The 19,399-nt window shown below is 43.6% G+C and carries 20 protein-coding genes; 2 read left to right on the forward strand and 18 right to left on the reverse strand.

Annotated features, from left to right (window positions below):
• Window positions 1-30: 30 nt before the first annotated feature.
• From R8G66_22270 to R8G66_22295, 6 genes are all read right to left on the reverse strand, one after another.
• Window positions 31-870 (reverse strand): hypothetical protein, encoded by an 840-nt coding sequence (locus R8G66_22270; protein MDW3195116.1) that lies wholly within the window; start codon window positions 868-870, stop codon window positions 31-33.
• A gap of 178 nt (window positions 871-1,048) precedes the next feature.
• Window positions 1,049-1,681 carry a VOC family protein gene (locus R8G66_22275; protein ID MDW3195117.1) on the reverse strand — a complete coding sequence of 211 codons (633 nt, stop codon included), beginning with the start codon at window positions 1,679-1,681 and terminating at the stop codon, window positions 1,049-1,051.
• Between the two features lie 17 nt (window positions 1,682-1,698).
• Window positions 1,699-2,499, reverse strand: coding sequence for an Rmt family 16S rRNA (guanine(1405)-N(7))-methyltransferase (locus R8G66_22280; GenBank protein ID MDW3195118.1), 801 nt, complete (start codon window positions 2,497-2,499; stop codon window positions 1,699-1,701).
• On the reverse strand, window positions 2,489-3,568 hold the full coding sequence (locus R8G66_22285) for a tRNA guanosine(34) transglycosylase Tgt (protein ID MDW3195119.1): 1,080 nt from the start codon (window positions 3,566-3,568) through the stop codon (window positions 2,489-2,491). Before R8G66_22285 ends, R8G66_22280 begins: the two co-directional genes overlap by 11 nt.
• Complete coding sequence (rsmI, locus tag R8G66_22290; protein ID MDW3195120.1) at window positions 3,555-4,262, reverse strand: 16S rRNA (cytidine(1402)-2'-O)-methyltransferase; 708 nt, start codon at window positions 4,260-4,262, stop codon at window positions 3,555-3,557. Before rsmI ends, R8G66_22285 begins: the two co-directional genes overlap by 14 nt.
• A gap of 3 nt (window positions 4,263-4,265) precedes the next feature.
• Window positions 4,266-5,066, reverse strand: a complete 801-nt coding sequence (locus R8G66_22295; GenBank protein MDW3195121.1) for a hypothetical protein — start codon at window positions 5,064-5,066, stop codon at window positions 4,266-4,268.
• A 195-nt stretch (window positions 5,067-5,261) separates the two neighbouring features.
• Between R8G66_22295 and R8G66_22300 the strand changes: the two genes are divergently transcribed.
• Complete coding sequence (locus R8G66_22300; protein ID MDW3195122.1) at window positions 5,262-5,624, forward strand: hypothetical protein; 363 nt, start codon at window positions 5,262-5,264, stop codon at window positions 5,622-5,624.
• Window positions 5,625-6,110: 486 nt separating this feature from the next.
• Here R8G66_22300 and R8G66_22305 read toward each other — a convergent pair whose 3' ends face one another.
• From R8G66_22305 to R8G66_22335, 7 genes are all read right to left on the reverse strand, one after another.
• Window positions 6,111-6,878, reverse strand: a complete 768-nt coding sequence (locus tag R8G66_22305; protein MDW3195123.1) for a LytTR family DNA-binding domain-containing protein — start codon at window positions 6,876-6,878, stop codon at window positions 6,111-6,113.
• A complete protein-coding gene (locus R8G66_22310; GenBank protein ID MDW3195124.1) occupies window positions 6,879-7,934 on the reverse strand; it encodes a histidine kinase in 1,056 nt (351 codons plus the stop codon).
• Between the two features lie 106 nt (window positions 7,935-8,040).
• Window positions 8,041-8,448, reverse strand: coding sequence for a hypothetical protein (locus R8G66_22315; protein ID MDW3195125.1), 408 nt, complete (start codon window positions 8,446-8,448; stop codon window positions 8,041-8,043).
• A gap of 110 nt (window positions 8,449-8,558) precedes the next feature.
• Window positions 8,559-9,839 (reverse strand): amidohydrolase family protein, encoded by a 1,281-nt coding sequence (locus R8G66_22320; GenBank protein ID MDW3195126.1) that lies wholly within the window; start codon window positions 9,837-9,839, stop codon window positions 8,559-8,561.
• 943 nt (window positions 9,840-10,782) lie between these two features.
• A complete protein-coding gene (locus tag R8G66_22325) occupies window positions 10,783-11,202 on the reverse strand; it encodes a nuclear transport factor 2 family protein (protein ID MDW3195127.1) in 420 nt (139 codons plus the stop codon).
• 76 nt (window positions 11,203-11,278) lie between these two features.
• Entirely contained in the window at window positions 11,279-12,166 is an 888-nt protein-coding gene (locus R8G66_22330) for a glycosyltransferase family A protein (protein MDW3195128.1), read from the reverse strand.
• A complete protein-coding gene (locus tag R8G66_22335) occupies window positions 12,163-13,677 on the reverse strand; it encodes an O-antigen ligase family protein (protein MDW3195129.1) in 1,515 nt (504 codons plus the stop codon). The genes R8G66_22330 and R8G66_22335 overlap by 4 nt, the downstream gene beginning before the upstream one ends.
• Window positions 13,678-13,838: 161 nt before the next feature.
• On the opposite strand from R8G66_22335, the gene R8G66_22340 reads away from it, so the two are divergent.
• Window positions 13,839-14,096, forward strand: coding sequence for a type II toxin-antitoxin system Phd/YefM family antitoxin (locus R8G66_22340; GenBank protein MDW3195130.1), 258 nt, complete (start codon window positions 13,839-13,841; stop codon window positions 14,094-14,096).
• 26 nt (window positions 14,097-14,122) lie between these two features.
• Here R8G66_22340 and R8G66_22345 read toward each other — a convergent pair whose 3' ends face one another.
• The 5 genes from R8G66_22345 to R8G66_22365 are packed head-to-tail and all read right to left on the reverse strand — an operon-like array spanning window position 14,123 to window position 19,354.
• Window positions 14,123-14,722: a hypothetical protein gene (locus tag R8G66_22345; protein MDW3195131.1), complete on the reverse strand. Its 600-nt coding sequence runs from the start codon at window positions 14,720-14,722 to the stop codon at window positions 14,123-14,125.
• A gap of 40 nt (window positions 14,723-14,762) precedes the next feature.
• On the reverse strand, window positions 14,763-16,088 hold the full coding sequence (locus R8G66_22350; GenBank protein MDW3195132.1) for a polysaccharide biosynthesis C-terminal domain-containing protein: 1,326 nt from the start codon (window positions 16,086-16,088) through the stop codon (window positions 14,763-14,765).
• A 1-nt stretch (window position 16,089) separates the two neighbouring features.
• Window positions 16,090-17,154, reverse strand: coding sequence for a glycosyltransferase family 1 protein (locus R8G66_22355; GenBank protein MDW3195133.1), 1,065 nt, complete (start codon window positions 17,152-17,154; stop codon window positions 16,090-16,092).
• A 1-nt stretch (window position 17,155) separates the two neighbouring features.
• On the reverse strand, window positions 17,156-18,238 hold the full coding sequence (locus R8G66_22360) for a glycosyltransferase family 1 protein (protein MDW3195134.1): 1,083 nt from the start codon (window positions 18,236-18,238) through the stop codon (window positions 17,156-17,158).
• A gap of 12 nt (window positions 18,239-18,250) precedes the next feature.
• A complete protein-coding gene (locus R8G66_22365; protein MDW3195135.1) occupies window positions 18,251-19,354 on the reverse strand; it encodes a hypothetical protein in 1,104 nt (367 codons plus the stop codon).
• Window positions 19,355-19,399 lie beyond the last annotated feature (45 nt).

The raw sequence follows: 19,399 nt of genomic DNA on the forward strand, positions 1-19,399 counted from the left end.
TAAAAACTCCTAATGCCTTTAGCGTAATGTTTAGCAGGGAGGACAAGGAATCGTCAGTTCAAAACTAACCGGTCGAATCACATCCGTATCGGTATCTCCTTTTCCAGCCACATCTGCCGCTGAAGGAGGTACCACATAGGACTGTAAGATCGGGCCAAATGGATAGCGCCTCATATCACCAGGAATTACCTGATGAAGGGCAAGTAAAACAAAAGAATAAACCGTCGTGCCTTTACCTGGATCAGACATGACCTGAACCATATTACTCACATTCATATCAAACTTACTCTTTTCAATTCTGTAACGGGAGCCGTTGATCACGGTCTCCAACTGATCCACCAATTTACTGGTCGGACACGACCTCCAGGCATAAAAAAGCCACTGTTCAATGGTAGGAGTGATGAATTCATCTGTCACATGATCCAGGTTGGCATTCAAGTAGGGATTTGCTGTCGGGGTACCTACCTCGTGGCTGAACAGCGATTTATAAATCGCCTTAGGATAGTTCTGGTGGATGTCACTTTTTGTTAGCGACTTCAAAGAGTGATACGGAGAATAAACCTTATTGCCATTCTTATCAGCCTGAGCACTTCTCAAATACAACTTAAAGGCTGCTTGCTCTCCTCCTAAATCTTTCTGATCAAAACCATAGACGAGCTCAAGGTTGCTCCCTTGTCCTGTCGTAAGTTCTTGAATATCTTGCTGTTGGACTTCAAAGGCAATGATCCGATCAATCAATGGATGTTCATGCGAAGTATTGGTTGATCGAGAATTTAACTGATAAAAAGAATCAATTACTTGGCTTGGTAACGCTGTTTTCCAGGCATGCACATGATCGTGTGCTGCTTTTTGGTCATTTATCAAAGGCATCGTACTGGTGTATTATTTGTGTAAAATGACAGTTAAGATAAGGAATACCCGCATATCTAATCACATGTAGTCCATTATTTCATGTAAATGTCATCGGCATTTATCTTAATAGTAAAAAAGAGCAATTCACGCAACGGCTTAATGTTTTGCAACTTTGTTTCTTTTTATTCAATTCTTCTCAAATAACGATCAGGAAGCCATCAGGGCCTTGCAATTGGGCCTGAATTATTGGAGTAGTTCCTTCGACTACTTGAGCCTCAACATTAAGTTCATGTAATAGCTGATCAATCTTAGCTGGCTCAGGGTGAGTCAGTCGAATTTCATTGAGTTTGAATGGAGTTGACTCAAGCACTTCAGTTGGATGCATGTCTGATTGACTCCAATCAAGCGCAAATGGCACCACTTCTACCTCCGGCTCGCTGAGCGGCATGATCAGTTCCCATTGTAACAATCCTCCCGAAGCGGTTTGTCGTGAACCGGGCCAGATCTTTCCCATCTCCGGATGGTACTTTCTTAAAATGATCTGATCGTTTTGAAGGTTGTCGGATTTAATGGCCCATCGAATCAACTTGGGGCTTTCCAACAGATCAATACCCATCCAGCGATCCTGCTGCACATCCAGATTATCGTGATCAATAGCGATAACTTCCAGATAACATTCATCCGATAAGTTCAGGAGGGCATTCTTGGTACCCTGGGTCTTGTGATAGCCTCCAAAAACAGGCGCTATGCCTAATTTCTCTTTGAAATATTCAATCCCAAATTTAAGATCCGGAACTCCGTATACGATATGGTCTACCGCTCTTTTGATGAAGGTAAATTTAGGATTTAATCAGCACGCTCCAACACGTAAACAATCTCTCTTTCGAAATTAATTTTGTGAATGGAATGGCGAGACTCATCCACGACAGTATTCAAAAATGCCTCGTAGTTGGTTTCCATGCCTTTGCTTTTTCCTCCAAGTGATTTTGACGGGAAGGAAACTACCAAAAACCTGCATTTGATTTCGGTGAGGAGTTTTACGCTAATGCCCTTCTCCTGCTGCTCCAAACATGGAAGGGCTTTCAAAAGCATGACCACATCGATTTCACGATGCTCCGGAATATTTAAAAAAAGATCATTGAAATATACCTGAGCCGGATAACCGAAAGACTGTAACAGTTCATTCATGAGTTGAGTAGTCTTCTGATCTATGTCATAGCCAACATAAGGGATCGCACCATGTTCATGGATCCAGGGATAGGACAATGGGTTGAGGCCACAGGCCAGGTCAATCATGCGGTCTGGAATACCTGTTACTTCAAAAATCCTATTGTAGAACCCCGAAAGATCCTCCAACCTTTCCTGTGAGGAGCTATGCAGATCCATTAACTCCTGACAAAATTCTTTGATTTCATCCTGGTTATCTGGTCTGTCTCGCAATGCTTTCTCAAATGCGGTTGCATTACTGGGATTAAAATAGGCACCATAGATCTGATGCAGTTTTTTCCTGGCCGTCTTGTCTACTTCCTTCTTTTTGACCCTTGCCTCCGCCCAATCCAAAATACGCTGAACCGTATCCGGAGACAGGTTGGCATATTTCTTCGCCTTTAGTATCTGCTGTACTGCCTTAGATGGGTCACCGCTCATTCCTGAGAATCTCAAGCATCTTGGAATAAAACCTTAAGTTGTGAATGGTAGCCAGTCGATAAGCCAGATGGTCATTAATGTTGAACAGATGATGCAAATACGCACGGGTATAGCGGCTGGTGTGACTATCGCAGTATTCATCGATGGGTCGATAATCCCGCTTGTGTTTTTCATCTTGCATGTACAGGTAGTCGTAAAACTCGGCTCCTTTCAACTGATCCACGTGAGTAAACTCATCATTGTAGACATAAAGCCGTTTGTGTCTTGCGTCTCGTGTTGGGATCACACAATCGAAGATGTTGTAGCCTGCCCGGAACGCACTGAGCAAATTTTCTGGCTTACCAATCCCTAACGCATGTTTGGGATAATCCGGACCGATCAATTCTGAAACATAGCTAACCATATCAACCAATTGACCATCATCGGTAATGGGCCACCCACCAAAACCAAATCCATCAAAACCAATATTGAGGAGCTCTTCCGCACATTGTTTACGCAACTCTTTGCTATTACCTCCCTGGACAACCGCAAAAAGCAGCGGTCTTTTGAAATCTTTTTTCTTTTCTTTTAATAAACGGTCGTATTCCTTTTTGCACTTCTTGGCCCACTGAATGGTGTATTCCACACTTGTTTTCTGAACAGAATGATCCATATCAGGATGGGTACAATAATCAAGACAGTAGATCGCATCTGCACCGATCTGAAATTGCAATTGAATGCATTTTTCTGGCGTCAGGTTCTTTTTCTTTTGCCCCTTGGCCAGCTGATAGACAAACCCTTTGGCATTGATGCTTCCCATTTTGGATTCATAGATCATGGAAAACACCTGAAATCCACCGGAATCTGAAATGATGGGTTTGTCCCAATTCATAAAGTCGTGGATGCTGTGCTGAGACGTAAAGGAAGTCATCCCGGGCTTGGAAGATAGGTGCAAGGTATTCACCACCAGTCCTTCAATTTTGGCTTGCTCCACATCCAATGAATCCACCGACCGAACAATGCCTCGAGTAGCATCCGGCAAAAACACCGGGAGCTTCAGGGTGCCGTGGTTAGTTTCAAGACTTCTCATCCGTCCTTATGAATTTAGGGTGATTACCTGCGATCACTAGGGTGATCTCTCCTTTGATGCTCGACTGCTCCAATTTGGGAATAACATCACCGATGTAGCCTCGTGTCGTTTGCTCAAATTTCTTGGTCAATTCCAGACAAACCGCACAATAGCGATCTCCATATACTGCCAGTGCCTGGTTCAGGGATTTAATGATTCGGTGCTTCGACTCGAAGAATACCAACGTATGTGGTTGCTCCAATTCCATTTCGAAGAACTTCTGACGCTGGCCATCCTTTCTCGGGATAAATCCTTTGAAAGTATAACTGGAAGTCGGCAATCCGGACTGAACCAGGGCATTGTGCACGGAGCTTGGCCCCGGAATGACATCCAGATCATGCCCCTCTTCAATGACCCTGGAGATCAGTCTATATCCTGGATCACTAATACCCGGCATACCCGCATCCGAACAAATGGCTACATCCTCATCATTTTCCAGATGTGAAATGATCCGGGTGATCGCGCGCTGCTCATTGTGCTCATGGTAGGAGAAAACATGCATTGGGAGTCGCACCTCATACCTCGTCAAAATCTTTTTGGTGACTCTCGTATCTTCACAAGCCAACACATCGATTTCGTTGAGCAGCCGGACCGCCCGATAGGAGATGTCTTCCATGTTGCCAATAGGCGTTGCAATTACATACAGTTTGGCCATTTGCTATGCCTTATGAATTAAAACGAGCCACTCATTTTCGAACTCAAGTCGATGCATCGACCATCCTTCCGATTCAACCAGTTGCTCAATTGGCTGCGAATATCGGTCATACATGATCATTTTCGCTCCTCTTAAGTTCTGAAGCGGAAAAGAAATGACCATCCAGTCCGTTTTTGTATTCCTAATGATCTCCAGTCCTGATCCCTTCTTCCGGTGATCCAGGCAATGATACATCTTGAAAAGGAAGGCTACATCTGCATGTTGCTCTGGTGGATTACTGTAAATGTCCTGCCAATGTGCCAGGGGCTGGATACTCTCTAGCGCAAAATAGTGATTGATCAGGTCCACAAAATTTTTATTGATATCGTAGGCATTGTATTGCACTTCCTTCGGCAAATTCATCCAGGGAAAGCAAAATGGATGAAAGGCACACGCCAGGTCTGTGACGATTTTGGGAACACCCGTGATCTCAAAAATTCGCTGGTAATAAGCCTCACTTAGCACAACCAGCCGTTCTCTGGCAGATTCATGAATGGACATGACGTTGATACAGGCGTTACGAACCGTTTCCAGATCACTTGCTTCAAAAGCCTCCTCAAGCTCTTGTTTTGCCTTTTTATAATTAGGTAATCCCAGGTAATCCTGCCACACATTGTGTAGCTTTTTCCGGCATTGTTTCTCAATCTCCTTAGGAGAAAACCCATCTCTCAACAGCCCTTCACAAATGTCCCTAATGGTACCTTCATGCAGGTCTCTGTACTTTTTGGACTGTGAAATACGGGTGACGACTTTATCTAGATCCATATGTTATTCGAAAGCAAAACTTGCCGACAATCCTGAGACGATCAACAAGTGAAGATAAAAACATTCTTTACTAGCGGCATTTCTGATCGTAACGAGAAGATTTAACTTTGCATCAATCTTATTAGAAACTTGTCTTAACAGAGGCAAAAAACGCATTTTAGAAGAAAAGAGACCCACGTCTCAGGATGAATCGATATGCAGAACGATCCAGAACTTGACCCAAAATTTTTAGGAACGATATCCTCGGATTTCGTCAAGGTATCAGAATACATCAAAGAAGCCTCTTACCAGATCCGAAAAAGAGGATTTTCGGAATTTCCAGTATTCCCGGTTTCGGACACGCAAATACCCATTGGTAGCCCGCTGTATGAAAAAGGCGTCATGGAAAATCAGTTTCATTATTATGCTTCGTATATGGAAGAGTTCCTGGAACGACAGCTGATAGAAAAGGAGGCAGATTTCAAAAGCATTTATAAACCCGCCGATGAATTCTGCTGTCTGTTTGTAGTAAAGGAAGAATTTACGAATTTTTTATTCATCCCATATCCCGTAGATTAGTTTTAGGTCATACATGCGCACGACTTGTCTGCAATGAATCCAAACCATCAAAACTTGGAATAGTGATATTCAAGTTGTCCTTACCAACTGTTAGTCAAATATGCCTCAATCGCCAGATGTTAAGCATTGGTTAAAAAAAATTAACACTCAAAACATTTTGGTTTAACATCGAATCTACTATATATTTGTATCACTACAGTCGCCCGACTGTAGCCTTTAGTTGTTTTGGGAGCAATCTGATTTTTATCGGATTGCTCTTTTTTTTGCTCACAACTTGTTTTTACCCCCTTTCTTTATTGAAATAGTACAATTAGCCGTCGATTTGATTCTGTTCTGAAAACAATTCAAATGCAAATTTGATTATCAGAAGTTTTTACGAATGTAAAAAATGGGTTCCGCTAGATGAAATATTCTATTAATCATTGAATAATGAACAGGTATCTCTTTACAGTCTAAAGGACTGAAAAAATCGATCTGAATTTCAGATCACAAGTCCATCCAGCGCTTGAAATCCCCAACTCTGTCTCGACTTACGATCACCTCATCCGCCAACTCCGGGGATAATCTAAGCAACAGTCTGCTGTTGAAGTAGCTATGGATTTCTTTAATACAAGACAGACTGAGTATCAGCTTTCTATTGATCCGAAAAAACTCCAGCGGATGTAGCAGGGATTCAATATGGTCCATGGTGTAGTCCAGGGGGTATTTTTTACCATCATTAGCCACCAAATAAGTCATACCATCATGGTAATGGAAATACCTGACGTCTTCAATGTTCACAGATCGGTATTGATCACCCAGCTTGACGAGGAATCGTTTTTTAAAGTCCCCGGTCAGGATTTTCTTTAGTTGTCCAAAGTCCTGCCCTACACTGGGCGTACTGGCTGTTTCAGCCGGCCGGTCTTGCGCGCGCAACTTTTCAATGCTGTGTTGCAGGTCTGATTCATCGATGGGTTTCAGTAAATAATCGATGCTATTGAATTTGAAGGCCTTAATAGCATAGTTGTCATAAGCCGTCGTGAAGATTACAGGGATCTCAATTTTGAGCTCCGTAAGCACATCAAAGCCGAGGCCATCATTAAGCTGAATATCCAAAAACAAAATATCAGGAGGGCTATTATCACGGAACCAATTCCTGGCGCTACTCACCGAATCCAGCACTTCCAGGATTTGGATCTCAGGATCGATTTTATTGATCAGTACTTTGAGTCGATCCGCCGAAAGTCGCTCATCTTCAATGATCAGTGCTTGCATCTAGGTAAATCGTAGCGTATTTAATATCGGGAGTTTCACCGTGAAGAATTGCTCATCTTCTGTCACAATCACTGATTGCTTGGTCTGAAGTTCATACTGGCTACGGATATTTTCCAGACCGAGTTTTGTGGAAGATTCTACCGCACCTTTCTTTTTCACCTTGTTTTTCACCACCAGATAGCCCTGATCAACGGACAAGGTCACGTGAAGTGGCTCACGACTGGAAAATTGATTGTGTTTCACTGCATTTTCGATGAGCATTTGCAATGAAAGTGTAGGTATATATGACTGTCGGTATTCCTCGGCAATATCTACCGTCACATCAAAACTATCTTCATGACGTATCTTCAATAGATAGATGTAGAGGTCCAGCACCTCCAACTCTTTCTTGACGCTACTCATGGACTCTTCGCGATTGTCCAATATGTGACGATACATCTTTGAGAGCCTGGAAAGGAACTTACTCGCTTCTTCCGGCTTGGTATCAATCAGACTTTGTAGCACACTGAAACTATTGAATAGAAAGTGTGGATTGACCTGATTCTTGAGGTTTACATACTGACTTTGCAATAGCTCTTTTTGCATCAGCGCCTTATCGCGTTCCTGTCGTTTGGCCTGATCATGATAGATCCTGAACAATTCTCCGGCTATGATCAACCATCCCAGCACCTGCCCTTGAAAGGACATCACAATGAAGTTTTGAAAACTACTGGTGTAAACCACACATTCGTTCTGAAAATTGGGTTTGATATGGTATTCCGAAAAGTATATGGACGTCAGCACCATAGGAATCGATACGAGTGTAAGGATCAGGATCAGGTGCAAAAGGTTCCGGTAATTACTCAAGTCCTTGTTTTGCGCATTGAGGCGTTTCAACGTAAAGTCAAATACCTCCCAGATGCCAAGCACCATGATCACCGTGTAAATGATGTAAACACGATCTAATCCGCCAAACCGAAACAACGTTTCGCCTGCCTGGGTACTATTTACATGAAAGAACACATAAACAAGCAGGGATATGAAAACGCGAATGCCGTATTTCTTGAAGGGGCTCATGCTGTAAAAGTGAAGTAGCGAGCGCCAAAAGCATCCCGCTACTATCCAAACCTAACTAATATTATTGTTTTAACCGAATCAAAAGCTGGTCTTGATCATCAAGGATTTATTGTCCGTTGGTACTGACCTGCTGACCTGAATTAGAGGTCACAGTAAATGTTGTAGACCGGATTGAGTTTTTCCATCGACCTGCTCCGTCAATCATCAAGGTGTAGTTTCCAGTTGTGGTACTCGTAGCTTCTACACGCAAGGTATATGCATCTGCTTCAGCAGCGATCGGTTCCAAAGTGATGTTCAGGTCATCATTCTTCTGAACAGCTAATTCAGTCTTTACCTTTCTAAGTCTTTTTGAGCGCAACAGGTATACTTTGGTTTCAGCCGAACCTGAAGTCAAGTCAAGTTCGTAGCTATCTAATTTGATTACAATACCGGATTTTGGCAGTTCTTGTGCCTGAACAGCAGAAGCAACAACCATGAATGCAAATAGTATGAGAGAGAGTTTCAAGTTTTTCATCACAACAAGTTTTTTAGTTATGATGAGAAACGCCTCTACCAACTTTTCTTCCCTCGATTTCAGTCGAATCGTCAGATTTCCTACTCGAATCGTCAGATGGTCCGGGTCATTTACAATTCGCTTTTGTACACTTTTCCAGCTTTCATCACGAAAACCACCCGACCGAAGGCATCAATGTCCTCCAGTGGGTCTCCATCAATTGCGATGATGTCGGCTTGCATTCCCTTTTGAATGCTCCCGATCTGATCTTCCATTTCGAGGATTTTCGCATTGACGGACGTGGCCGCCTGAATGGCTTCCATGATCGGCATCCCGGCTTCGTTCATGTACTTCAATTCCTTCCAGTTATCGCCATGAGGAAAGACTGCCGCATCAGTACCAAATCCAATTGGCACCCCCTTGGCGTAAGCCTTCTGAAATGTGGACTGGATCTGTGGCCCAATTGCCTTCGCTTTCGCAGCTACGATAGATGGGAAGTAACCCGGCTGATTTGCTTTACCAACGACGTACTTTCCTGCCGAAATAGTTGGAATATAATAGCAATTGTTTTTGATCATTAATTCCATGATTTCTTCATCCATGAAGGTCCCATGCTCAATGGTTTTCACCCCTGCTCGAACCGCGCGTTTCATACCTTCTGTACCATGTGCGTGAGCAGCTACAGAAAAGCCCAGGTCTTTAGCTGCACTTACGATGGCTCCAATTTCATCTTCTTTGAAGTGAGGGCCCAATCCATCCTTGGCCACACTCAAAACCCCGCCAGTAGCTGTGATCTTGATCCAATCCGCACCGTTTTTGTACCGCCATCTCACCGCCTTTTTGGCATCTTCTATGCTGTTGACCACTCCTTCTTTAGGGCCCGGATCTCCCATCAGGTCTCTTCGGTGGCCATTGGTCGGGTCTGCGTGCCCTCCTGTGATGGACAAGGCCTTTCCGGCGGTTAAGATCCGGGGACCGTCTACCTTACCCCGATTGATCGCATTACGCAACGCAATGTTTACACCGCTTCCTCCCATATCCCGAACCGTCGTTACCCCGGACATCAGGGTCTTTTTCGCATACGTCAAGGCATCATACGCTACGTCTGCTTCATTTTGAGTGAATCGTTTCAAATATCTGTCCGGACTGGTCTCCCCTTCGATGTGCACATGCATGTCGATCAAGCCTGGAGTCACGGTCATGGATTTCAGATCGATCGTGACATCACCTTCTTCAGGACTGGTGTATCCCCGATCAACGGATGTAATATTCGAACCTTCAATAATGATGGTTCTTTCTTCAAGAATTCGATTGTTAGTTCCATCAATTAGCTTACCGACATGAATGAGGGTGCGCTGCGAAAAAGATGAAAAAGACAAGATTATAAAAAGGAATAAAAGAGACTTCCTCATGTGGGTAAAAATTAAACTAGGTTAGCTACTGATAAAGCTAGAAAAATTTCAGAAACTGGCCATTTCAATTCTCTCAATGGTACCCGTAATAAGTGCGTTTTAACCTCCCAAAACACCAATGAACGATGTTTTTTTACTATTCATAGAAAATTTGTGACAAGAAGTCATAAATTATTTTGCAGAGATCAAAAATCTTCGTTCCTTTGAATCACTACAGTCGCCCGACTGTAGCCTTTAGTTGTTTTGGGAGCAATCTGATTTTTATCGGGTTGCTCTTTTTTTGCCCCCTCGTCAAGCTCGGGACGAGCCTTCCCTTCGACAGGCTCAGGGCACGCTCTTTTCTCTGCCAGTATTCTGATTGGCAACGAGAAAAATACTTCTCTCAATTATACCTCTGACCCTGACTTTAAACCATTGGTTGGAAGCGTGAAAAATTGATGATCACATTTCTTCTTCTGATTCGAAAAGGAGGCTGCGAATTAAGTCTGTAAAATACAAATCATCAGCGTCCTCATAAGTGACGCGGACGGGTAGTAATAGGAAATAAGTTTGATCTCAACTTTGGATCAAGCAATATTCTTGGGGAGCACCCAAATAGCATGCAATTCCTAAGATTTAAAATTTAGCTGAAGTACCTGAATCATCTACTGTGCGTTTGTTGAGGTCTGAGGCATCGTTTTCTCTTGCCACTTTTCCATCGATGAAAAGTGCCAAAAATCTAGGCCGGATTCATTTTTTAACGCCTTTTGTCTCAAAAGAGCAGGAATAAAATAAACTCGCAATTTCGTGAAATCAAATCAGTTGAGACTCTACCGGCGAACAGAATTTTATTCTTTTCTGCTCTTCTTTACCCCAAAAACCTAAAATGAATCAAGGCCGACCCAAAGTGACAACTTCATTTTGCACAATTACTCCAAAGGTTTATGGCTTGATCCTCAACTTTTCAGGAACTATGGTCTGCGACGATTACCCATTCACCATCGAGGTTTCTCCAGATCAGTGAAAAATGACCGCTTGGTATGTCGTTTTCTCTTGTCAATTGCCACTTCCCTACCACAAACCAATAATCATCACTCAAAGGCTCAATGATTTCCAGGGTAAATTTCAATGTTCCCATGGCTGCTTTGTCAGGATAGGACGCCTTGTAGTTATCCAATGTTTGTTGCCAACCATAAGTGAGCCCTTTACTACCGATGAATACGAGTTCTTCACTTTGCCAGTAGCTCTTCATAAAGCAATCCAGATCACCGGCGTTCCAACATCGTTCCTGCTCAGCCATGGCTTCCTTGATGGCTGTTTCGGGAGTTTGAGCCAATAGAACAAATGAACAGGTAATTAAGAAAAAAGTCAGCAGGGTCTTCATACGCGCAAGGTACAATGCTCATGCCTGATTTAAGATGAGAAATGTCATAAACGTACGATTCCGGGTTTGTGCTGTATTACTTCGACACGAAACGACTCATTCTCAGGTAGGAAGGAAATTTCACCAACAGGTCCAGCCACCAGATCATAGAAAGGGCTATGCCTTGCAACATCAAGACCGGCTTTTTCCAAAGCTTGACCTTGGCAAGAAAATGATAGCCCAGGTGCTGAAAAAACACCTCCCCGTAGATATGAGACAAAGGATCTCTATCCCTATACTTCTTGTACAGGGCCGGACTTTTTTGATAAAGTGTAAACTCACTTTCCATGATCTTCATGCGACGAGACACTTTTCGAAACGTGTCTCTCCTTGGCGGGTGATAAACGCGCATTTCCTTACAGAAGACCACTTTACCAATTTGCTGTATCCGCCAGCTCACATCTGCGTCTTCATTGTGAGGTGAAGGGAAAGATTCATCGAATCCATCAATGAACATCAGTGCTCCTTTTGAATATGCTGCGTTGCAAGTAGGAACGGAATTGTGGCCAGTCAAATTATCGATCTGATGGGTCAGTGGCGTGACGCTTTCGCGATCCGTATAAGTAGCACCTTGCATCCCTACGATAGATTCATTCCATCCTGCCAGGATTGTTTCCAACCAGTTTCTTTCTACCACACAATCGTCATCTGTAAAGGCAATGATAGGCCCCGAAGCGACCCTAAGTGCCGTATTTCTGGCCTTTGCCGGACCTCCATTTTCTTGATGGAATACCTTCAAATTGTCGTAAAAATCCAGAATATGATCCAGGTATTCCTTCGTCCCATCACCAGAGCCGTCATTCACTACAAGCACTTCATATTGCGCTTCAGCCAGGGTCTGGCTCATTAATGCATTTATCTGGCCCTTCAAAAGTTCCAGCCGATTATAAGTAGGAATGACTACTGATATTTTGATCGCACTCATGATTCTTGTGCTTGTTTAGATGATTGATTTTTTGAATGTCGAATATTGACGAATAGTAGTCCGAGCAGCACCCAGAACAACAGACTCATCGGAAAGACCCCCGCAACCTCTTGCCCTATTTCCACAACCCCCAGTGGCGGAAGCATACAGAGCATTCCAGCCACTTGCGCTTTCTGGGGACTATCCGGCATCCGCCAATAAGCCATTACTCCTTTCAGGAATGCTATGAAATAAATGAGCAGGAAGATGATCAGACCAATCCACCCGAGCTCAACCGCTACGCGAATGACCCCCGAATCCGGAGGAAAATTGGCCAGGAAGGTACCCGGTGAAAATCGTTGACCCCAGACTCCTGTACTTCCTAATCCTCCACCGATGGGATGCTTCATGATCCAGGGTGTGATCATTTTTCGATTGTTCGCTCGGATCTGGTAAGACTTATCTTCAGAAGCTTTAAAGACCGATTGGATCCTCAAGATGTGGTAGTTACTCGTAGGCATCTTCGCTACAGCCCCCAATGCCATACCTGCGAATACCAGGCTGACCCACAGCTTCCGGTTTCGGCTGATCACTACTTTGATGAAGTAGTAGATGGGAATGATGATGAAGGAAGACCTTGTACCGGAAAAGACCATTGCCAGGAGACAGATACACCCAATCAGCAGGTAGATCACTTTCGATCTTACCTCCCTGGATCCGAAGGCGGTATTCAGACTCAAACAGCACATCGCCGCCATAATGATTCCATATTGAGCAGGGCTACCGATTGGTCCAAATGCTCGCCAACGACCATTATTGAATACCAGATGAATGGTATCCGTACGGATCACATGGCTCATTTCCCAGCCGAAATACCCAAACAATCCTTGATAAATACCCCACAGACCAGCAATGGCGCTCAGGAATAGCACAAAGTTGAATAAGCGCCTGCTATCTTTTGAAGTTACCATGGCCTGCCATACTAAAAAGTAGAGCATCAGGTATCCGACTGCTGGCCGGATCACATAAAACCAGGCTACCCTGGAGGCGGCATAAGGGTTTGCAACTTGAGCCAGGTTATACACCACCCAGATCATAAGGATAACCGTGAGTGGACTTTTCAAGCCTGTCCAATTTCTTTCGTATTGCATCTTATAGATGTTACCACTAACCATGATCAGAATCATCAGGTCTAAGCCTATCCCCACAGGAATATTGGGTACCAGCCGGAGGGCCACACTCAGGAAAAATGAAGCGATGACCATGATATATATCCCAACCTGAGTCTTCCAAAGAGCCGTAAAAACAAGGGGGCCAACCACCACAACTCCTGCGAACAGGATCGCGCCCAGAAGTCCTAACTTGTACACTCCTAGCGTGACAATAAGGGTAATCAAACCCAGTAAAATGATCATGAACCATCCGCTTATGGTGGATTGCCCCCGACAATAATCCACCAACCTTCCAACAAGGGACTTTTCCCAGGTTTCACTAGCTAGCGAATCATGTGACCGGATGTTGGAATTGATCATGATCCGAAAGTAGCAGACGGCCTTCAAGCACAAGGCGACTTTTCGGAAAACGGTAGGAAGTACAGGGATTTGTGTGGAAAAGGGGAATTTTAGAAATGACCATTAATTATTGCACGCCTATTTCTTTTAATGTTTAACTTCCATATCGAAACGAAAAAGGCATGATCTCCATTGATTTTTCCAAGTTTGCAGAAAACCTCAAAACATACCTGGATTCTGTTGAAAAGAAGCAACAGACAATCTTTATCAAAAGAAATTCGGGTAAAGGAGCCGTAATGATGTCTTTGGAAGAATACAATTCAATGGTGGAAACGTTACACCTACTTAGTTCCAAGAAGAATGCAGACAGACTTTATGAATCTATGGATCAAGTAAAAGCAGGGAAGATTGATACTCTAGGATGGACCTCTAAATATTAATTTTCCAACAGTGACCCTCTTGTAGTTTACCTCACTGCCTCCAAAGCCTCCTCGTACATCGTCACCATCACAAGCTCTTGTCCGGTAAGCTCCACAAACCGCAATTGAAATTGGATCAGGACCTGGTCCAGGTTGTCCATATCATGTGAACTGGTGTCAAAGTAATAATCCAGAATTTTAGCCAGCGTTCGATCGGTCATGACGTCTTGCATTTTATAAACAAGTGTCAATTTTTGGGTCATCTCGAAATCGAATTCCGCGATGATACCTGTTTCTTTCGCTGATTCCCAGGCCGTATTGGTAAGAAAAGCATCAATCAAAGATTTGTTATCCGTTAAAAACCCAAGATCAAGGTACGTCTTGCTTGCAATGGCTTGCTTTAAGCTGTCATTCTTTCCCTCAATTAACTCCGTTAATCGGCCCAAAACTGTCTGATGTTGATCCTTCCAGCGATCGAGAATGGCCTGATTTCGGTAGAGTTCCTGAGTAATGCTTTTCAAGGCCACTGCTTTCCGTTGATTGGTCTGATAACTTTCGAAGGCCTTATTGATGAACAAAGCAAACAGGACACTAAATATGATCAGCGTCCCTTCTCCCAGGTATTTCTTGATTTTCAAAATGGCCATTACTCAGGGAAAATACTACGGACAGGGGAAAATTGAAAATTTAGAATGCCTCAGATTGAGAAGCCTGAGCGCCAATTCGACGTTTCATCCACAACCCTGGCACCCATGCTCTAAACCAATACCTCCAGAACTGCATGACCTGAATCGCGATATCTGACATATGGAGTTGAATGACTCGCAGACCTTTTTTCATGATCACGAATCCGACAATTTCTGTCAATACAGGACATAACATAGCCCCCCAGATCCCCAAATAGGGCATTGAAATGATCATGGCAGTCAAGTTGACCAAACTAGTGATCAAGACCAGTTTCGTAATGCGTTCGGGATGATTCATAACATTCATAATGGAGCTAAATCCAGTACCCAAAGGCAACAAGAAAGTAGTCAGTAATACACGGATGATCAGAATAATTGCTGCGAATGCATAAGTCGATCCGTGCAAACCGATGATGAGTAAAGGTGATGCCAGGCAAATCATCAAGGCCAAAGGAATTAATAATGCATACATTTTTCCAATGCCCTCGCTGGCTGCGGCTCGTAGCTTTCCTGAATCAATACCCACTTTAAGTAATATCGGATAAATAAGACCGCTCAAACTACTTCCAGGAATAGCGATCAAAACTGCATATCGATTGGCAAGCCCTAACAGAGCTGTATCACCCATGGTTAAAAAATAGGCCGCAAGAAACACTCCGGACTGATGAGAAATAGAACCTGACAACTCTTTCAAAAATCCGTACTTCCCAAAATTACACAGCTGATACAGCCTCTGTTTGCTTGGCCTCCCCCACAGCGCTTTGAAAAGCAAATTTCGATTTTCAGGAAAAGAAAATGTCCCCAATCCATAAGCAATTCCGGCCGCCATTAAGCAATAATGAATCGGCAATTGCCAGAGATAAACCATTAACAACCCTGAGCATACTCCCACCAACACAAGAATATTGACACGAAAAATGGTAGCTAAATTCAGGTCACTTTTATGAATGAACAGGGTCCAACGATAATGAGAATAACCTACAACCTGAATCAAATAGAATGGCAGGAAAGGAGCTAATGATTCGTTGAAAAAAGTGATGCATCCAAAAACCACCACATTCAGTACATCCCAGGCCCAGGTGATCAACAACCCGGATTGCAAAATCGTACGATCTCCCTGACTTTCAACGTAATACTTGACGAATCCATTTTGCAAGAAGCCTTCCTTGAGGTTATTGAGCACGGCCACAATTGCCATGATCAGAAAATAGATACCTGCCTGTTCCTGTGTGTAGTTCCGCGTGATGAACATAATCGTGATAAAACCCAGGGCTACTTCGATCACATTTCCGCTCAGGGCCTGGATGATTTTTTGCTTACTCATCATCCTAGTTCAATGCGCGTTGATACAACGCCAGGGTTTGTTGAGCCACTCGATCCCAGGTGTATTGGCGAACATGTTCCTGCCCCATCATCGACAGGTCTTCCGCTAGTGTTTTTGATTTCATGATGTCTTTGACGCCTCTTGCAAACCACTCCGCTTTGGGGTCAACCAATAAGGCCGCATCACCAATCAATTCTTCAAAAACGGGAATATTGGAAGCTAATACCGCTGTTCCGGCAGCCATGGCTTCCATAGGTGGAAAACCGAACCCCTCCATCAAACTTGGGAATACAAACAAATCAGCCCCGGCTAAAAAGTTGGCTTTTTCTTCATCTGGAATGAAGCCTGGAAAAGCTACATTTTTAAGTTCCAGTTCCGCAACAAGATCCCTCAAGGCATGCCGTTCCGGAAGATACCCTCCCAACTCCAGTTTGAAGTCAATTCCATCTTGTTCCAGCATTTGGGCCATGTAAAGCAACATCGCAACATTTTTATGCGGTGCTCCTAAACCTCCCAGGTATCGTATGGTAAATACTTTATATTCTTCCGGTTTTGTCTTCGGTTGAAATGCTGAGACGTTGATCCCATTGGGTATGCTGACTACTTTCGACGGATCTACACCCGCTTGCTTGATGAGATCTAGACGTGCTGTTTCCGAAACGGTCACCAGAAATTTCGCTTGCTTGATCGCTTTTTTCAGCTGGTTCTTATAAAACCGAAAATCAATGGCATTTCCCGGATAGTGAAATGGAATGGCATCATGCACCGTAACGATGGATTGCTTTCCTACACGAGCGCACGCCAATGCATCAAAGGAGCTTACATAATCCGCATGCCAGAGGTCTGCCTCTTGCTTTCGGATGGCCTGTCTTAGAAAAAAGGGAGCCACCCGATGCTGCCATGAACGAAATGAACGATAAGGATAGGAATTGAAAACATCGTCATCGGGACCATCTTTCCGATAAACTTGCACGTCCAGTTCTTGTTTACTCAGTTGCTTTCCGAGGTGTTCGGTATACTGTCCGATCCCACAATTTCTCGTAAATGTCGATACAATATTCACTTTCATCTCAAGCCACTTTTTGATAGACCGCTAATGTTTTTTCTGCACAGTTTTCCCAGCTGTACTGCTGTACCCAATCCAGCCCCTTTTGGCGAAACCGATCACACAAAACAGGATCATCGATGAACTGTTGAATAGTATCTGCCAGGTCGTATTTTGAATATCGCACTTGCGCACAACCTCCTCCCGAGATTTCATTCAACGCTCCTCCTTTGGTAGAGATGACTGGCGTGCCCGCCGCCATGGCTTCTAATGGAGCAAAACCAAATCCTTCATATTTGGACGTGTATACCATTAGGTCGGAACCATTGTAAAACTCATTCATGGATTCATCAGGAAGGAAACCGACGAATTTGATCTGTTTCAATCCTTTTTCTTTTACCATCACAGGATAAGGTGTCCTTTCGGGATGATTACCAGCTATATCCAGTTGAAAGTCCACATGTCTTTTCTCCAGAATCTCGCAAGCTTCAATGATCAAATCGAGGTTTTTTCTGGGGCTTAGTCCACCTGCATAGACGATTTTAAATCGTTCATTCTGCTTTTGGACCATCGGTCGGAACTGTTCAAAATTGATCCCATTCGGTATGGCATGGACCTGACTTTCAGTGAACACTCCAAACTGCATGGCATCCTTCTTAGCCTGTTCAGACACAACGATGATCGGAACGCCTGACTTTTTCAGAAACTTTAGCGCATTTCGATAGTAGCGCGTGAACTTCGGACTCATCTCTTTTTCATGTAGCAAAGACACATCGTGCATGGTCACGACCATGTTCTTCTTCCTCGCCTTTTGAAGTCCAAGTCCAGCCATGAACCAATGTCCATGAAAAATCTGGCTATTTTCTTTCCACAATTGTCCTCCTATGAAATAAGGCAATAAATAGGGATGCAAATTCCTAAGTGACTTGTATCGGATCTTTCGGATCCAATTAAATTTTTGATCGAAATGGATGTCATCGGCATCCTGCTTGAACGGCTTAAAAAGTTGCAGTGATTTGTGTTGCTTTCGTAACGCTTGAGACAGCTCAAAACTGTAGCGTCCGATGCCGGAATTCAAATGATGATCGGTTACCAAAGTGAGATTCATGGTGTTTTGAGGTTATCGGGTATGAATAAAAGTGCCCAGGTGTTTGCTTTTGAGTGAAGTCAATGAATGGTATACGTTGCTACGCAGTACAGACAGACCTCCTTTGATTAAGTCCAACATTTTTATCTGATCCAGGTAAGGAAATGCGACCATTAGGAAAGTCAGGTAATTCAGTACAAAAGGGATGCTTAAGATGCCAGGCATACTGTCCCACAAATCAATGGCAGCGAGTAAAAAACTCATCGCGAACAATACTATTCTAGGGGGTCTGGCAAGTGACACCCAGTAATCCAGGCATTTCAAATTGCCCTTCAGCACGCTTCCCAACAATTTTCCCGCTTTATAAAATGCGTTATAATACTGCTCTCCGAACCAACGTAAGCGCTGCCCATCGTAATTCTGTACGGTGGCTGTCTTTTCCTCATATACAACCAGGTTTTTTGAAAATTCGGTCCTTAAAGACGGGTAACTGGTCAACAAATTGACCATGAAGTTCTTGTCAAAACCAGGAGCTTTTGGATCAAGCTGTTTGATACAATCCTTAAAAATGTCGGTCTTGATCAATGCTGCACTTCCGCTTAATTCAGCAGGGCCACCCCAGAAACACTTTCCGGCCCGGAGCATCAGGTCATTTAGTCGCTCTGACAAAGCGTCGAAGACCTGGAGACCATGTGCGGTCTCCAGGGGTCTTCTCACACTCTGAACCAAATCAAAACCAGACAAATCAATTTTTTTCAACTCTTGAAAGAAGTCTGCAGCCATCAGGTTGTCCTTATCCAGGATCATGACATAGTCGCAGCTTCCCTCTGGTAAATGTTCTGCAGCCAGATATCTCAATGCATGTTGGTAGCTATTTCCATTTAAATGATCAAATGCTTTGATTTCGTATTCAAAATCAAGTTCATCAGCTAATTCATAGTATTTCAAGTCAGCATATTGAAACAGGATGAATACTTCTGCTGACTGACCTTCAGTCACCATCTTTAGTTGCTCTAATACCTGAGAAAACCGTGCATCGGGTTTGTAAGCAGGCAATAACAACTTGATCCGGGGCAATTGAAAATTTCCGGAGCGTTTTGGCCGGTAGAGCAATCCAGATAAGACAAGGATGAACATGTATGCTGAGTAGACAACTAATATTGAAAGTAGGATATGAAGTAT

This window comes from Cytophagales bacterium, assembly GCA_033344775.1.
Taxonomy (GTDB): domain Bacteria; phylum Bacteroidota; class Bacteroidia; order Cytophagales; family Cyclobacteriaceae; genus JAWPMT01.

Coding starts and splice junctions, on each gene's coding strand:
- R8G66_22305 (MDW3195123.1), bottom strand. CDS start 6,878: ATGCAAGCACTGATCATTGAAGATGAGCGACTTTCGGCGGATCGACTC.
- R8G66_22280 (MDW3195118.1), bottom strand. CDS start 2,499: ATGAGCGGTGACCCATCTAAGGCAGTACAGCAGATACTAAAGGCGAAG.
- R8G66_22340 (MDW3195130.1), top strand. CDS start 13,839: ATGATCTCCATTGATTTTTCCAAGTTTGCAGAAAACCTCAAAACATAC.
- R8G66_22325 (MDW3195127.1), bottom strand. CDS start 11,202: ATGAAGACCCTGCTGACTTTTTTCTTAATTACCTGTTCATTTGTTCTA.
- R8G66_22345 (MDW3195131.1), bottom strand. CDS start 14,722: ATGGCCATTTTGAAAATCAAGAAATACCTGGGAGAAGGGACGCTGATC.
- R8G66_22285 (MDW3195119.1), bottom strand. CDS start 3,568: ATGAGAAGTCTTGAAACTAACCACGGCACCCTGAAGCTCCCGGTGTTT.
- R8G66_22335 (MDW3195129.1), bottom strand. CDS start 13,677: ATGATCAATTCCAACATCCGGTCACATGATTCGCTAGCTAGTGAAACC.
- R8G66_22330 (MDW3195128.1), bottom strand. CDS start 12,166: ATGAGTGCGATCAAAATATCAGTAGTCATTCCTACTTATAATCGGCTG.
- R8G66_22365 (MDW3195135.1), bottom strand. CDS start 19,354: ATGTTCATCCTTGTCTTATCTGGATTGCTCTACCGGCCAAAACGCTCC.
- R8G66_22355 (MDW3195133.1), bottom strand. CDS start 17,154: ATGAAAGTGAATATTGTATCGACATTTACGAGAAATTGTGGGATCGGA.
- R8G66_22315 (MDW3195125.1), bottom strand. CDS start 8,448: ATGAAAAACTTGAAACTCTCTCTCATACTATTTGCATTCATGGTTGTT.
- R8G66_22300 (MDW3195122.1), top strand. CDS start 5,262: ATGCAGAACGATCCAGAACTTGACCCAAAATTTTTAGGAACGATATCC.
- R8G66_22310 (MDW3195124.1), bottom strand. CDS start 7,934: ATGAGCCCCTTCAAGAAATACGGCATTCGCGTTTTCATATCCCTGCTT.
- R8G66_22270 (MDW3195116.1), bottom strand. CDS start 870: ATGCCTTTGATAAATGACCAAAAAGCAGCACACGATCATGTGCATGCC.
- R8G66_22360 (MDW3195134.1), bottom strand. CDS start 18,238: ATGAATCTCACTTTGGTAACCGATCATCATTTGAATTCCGGCATCGGA.
- R8G66_22320 (MDW3195126.1), bottom strand. CDS start 9,839: ATGAGGAAGTCTCTTTTATTCCTTTTTATAATCTTGTCTTTTTCATCT.
- R8G66_22350 (MDW3195132.1), bottom strand. CDS start 16,088: ATGATGAGTAAGCAAAAAATCATCCAGGCCCTGAGCGGAAATGTGATC.
- R8G66_22295 (MDW3195121.1), bottom strand. CDS start 5,066: ATGGATCTAGATAAAGTCGTCACCCGTATTTCACAGTCCAAAAAGTAC.
- rsmI (MDW3195120.1), bottom strand. CDS start 4,262: ATGGCCAAACTGTATGTAATTGCAACGCCTATTGGCAACATGGAAGAC.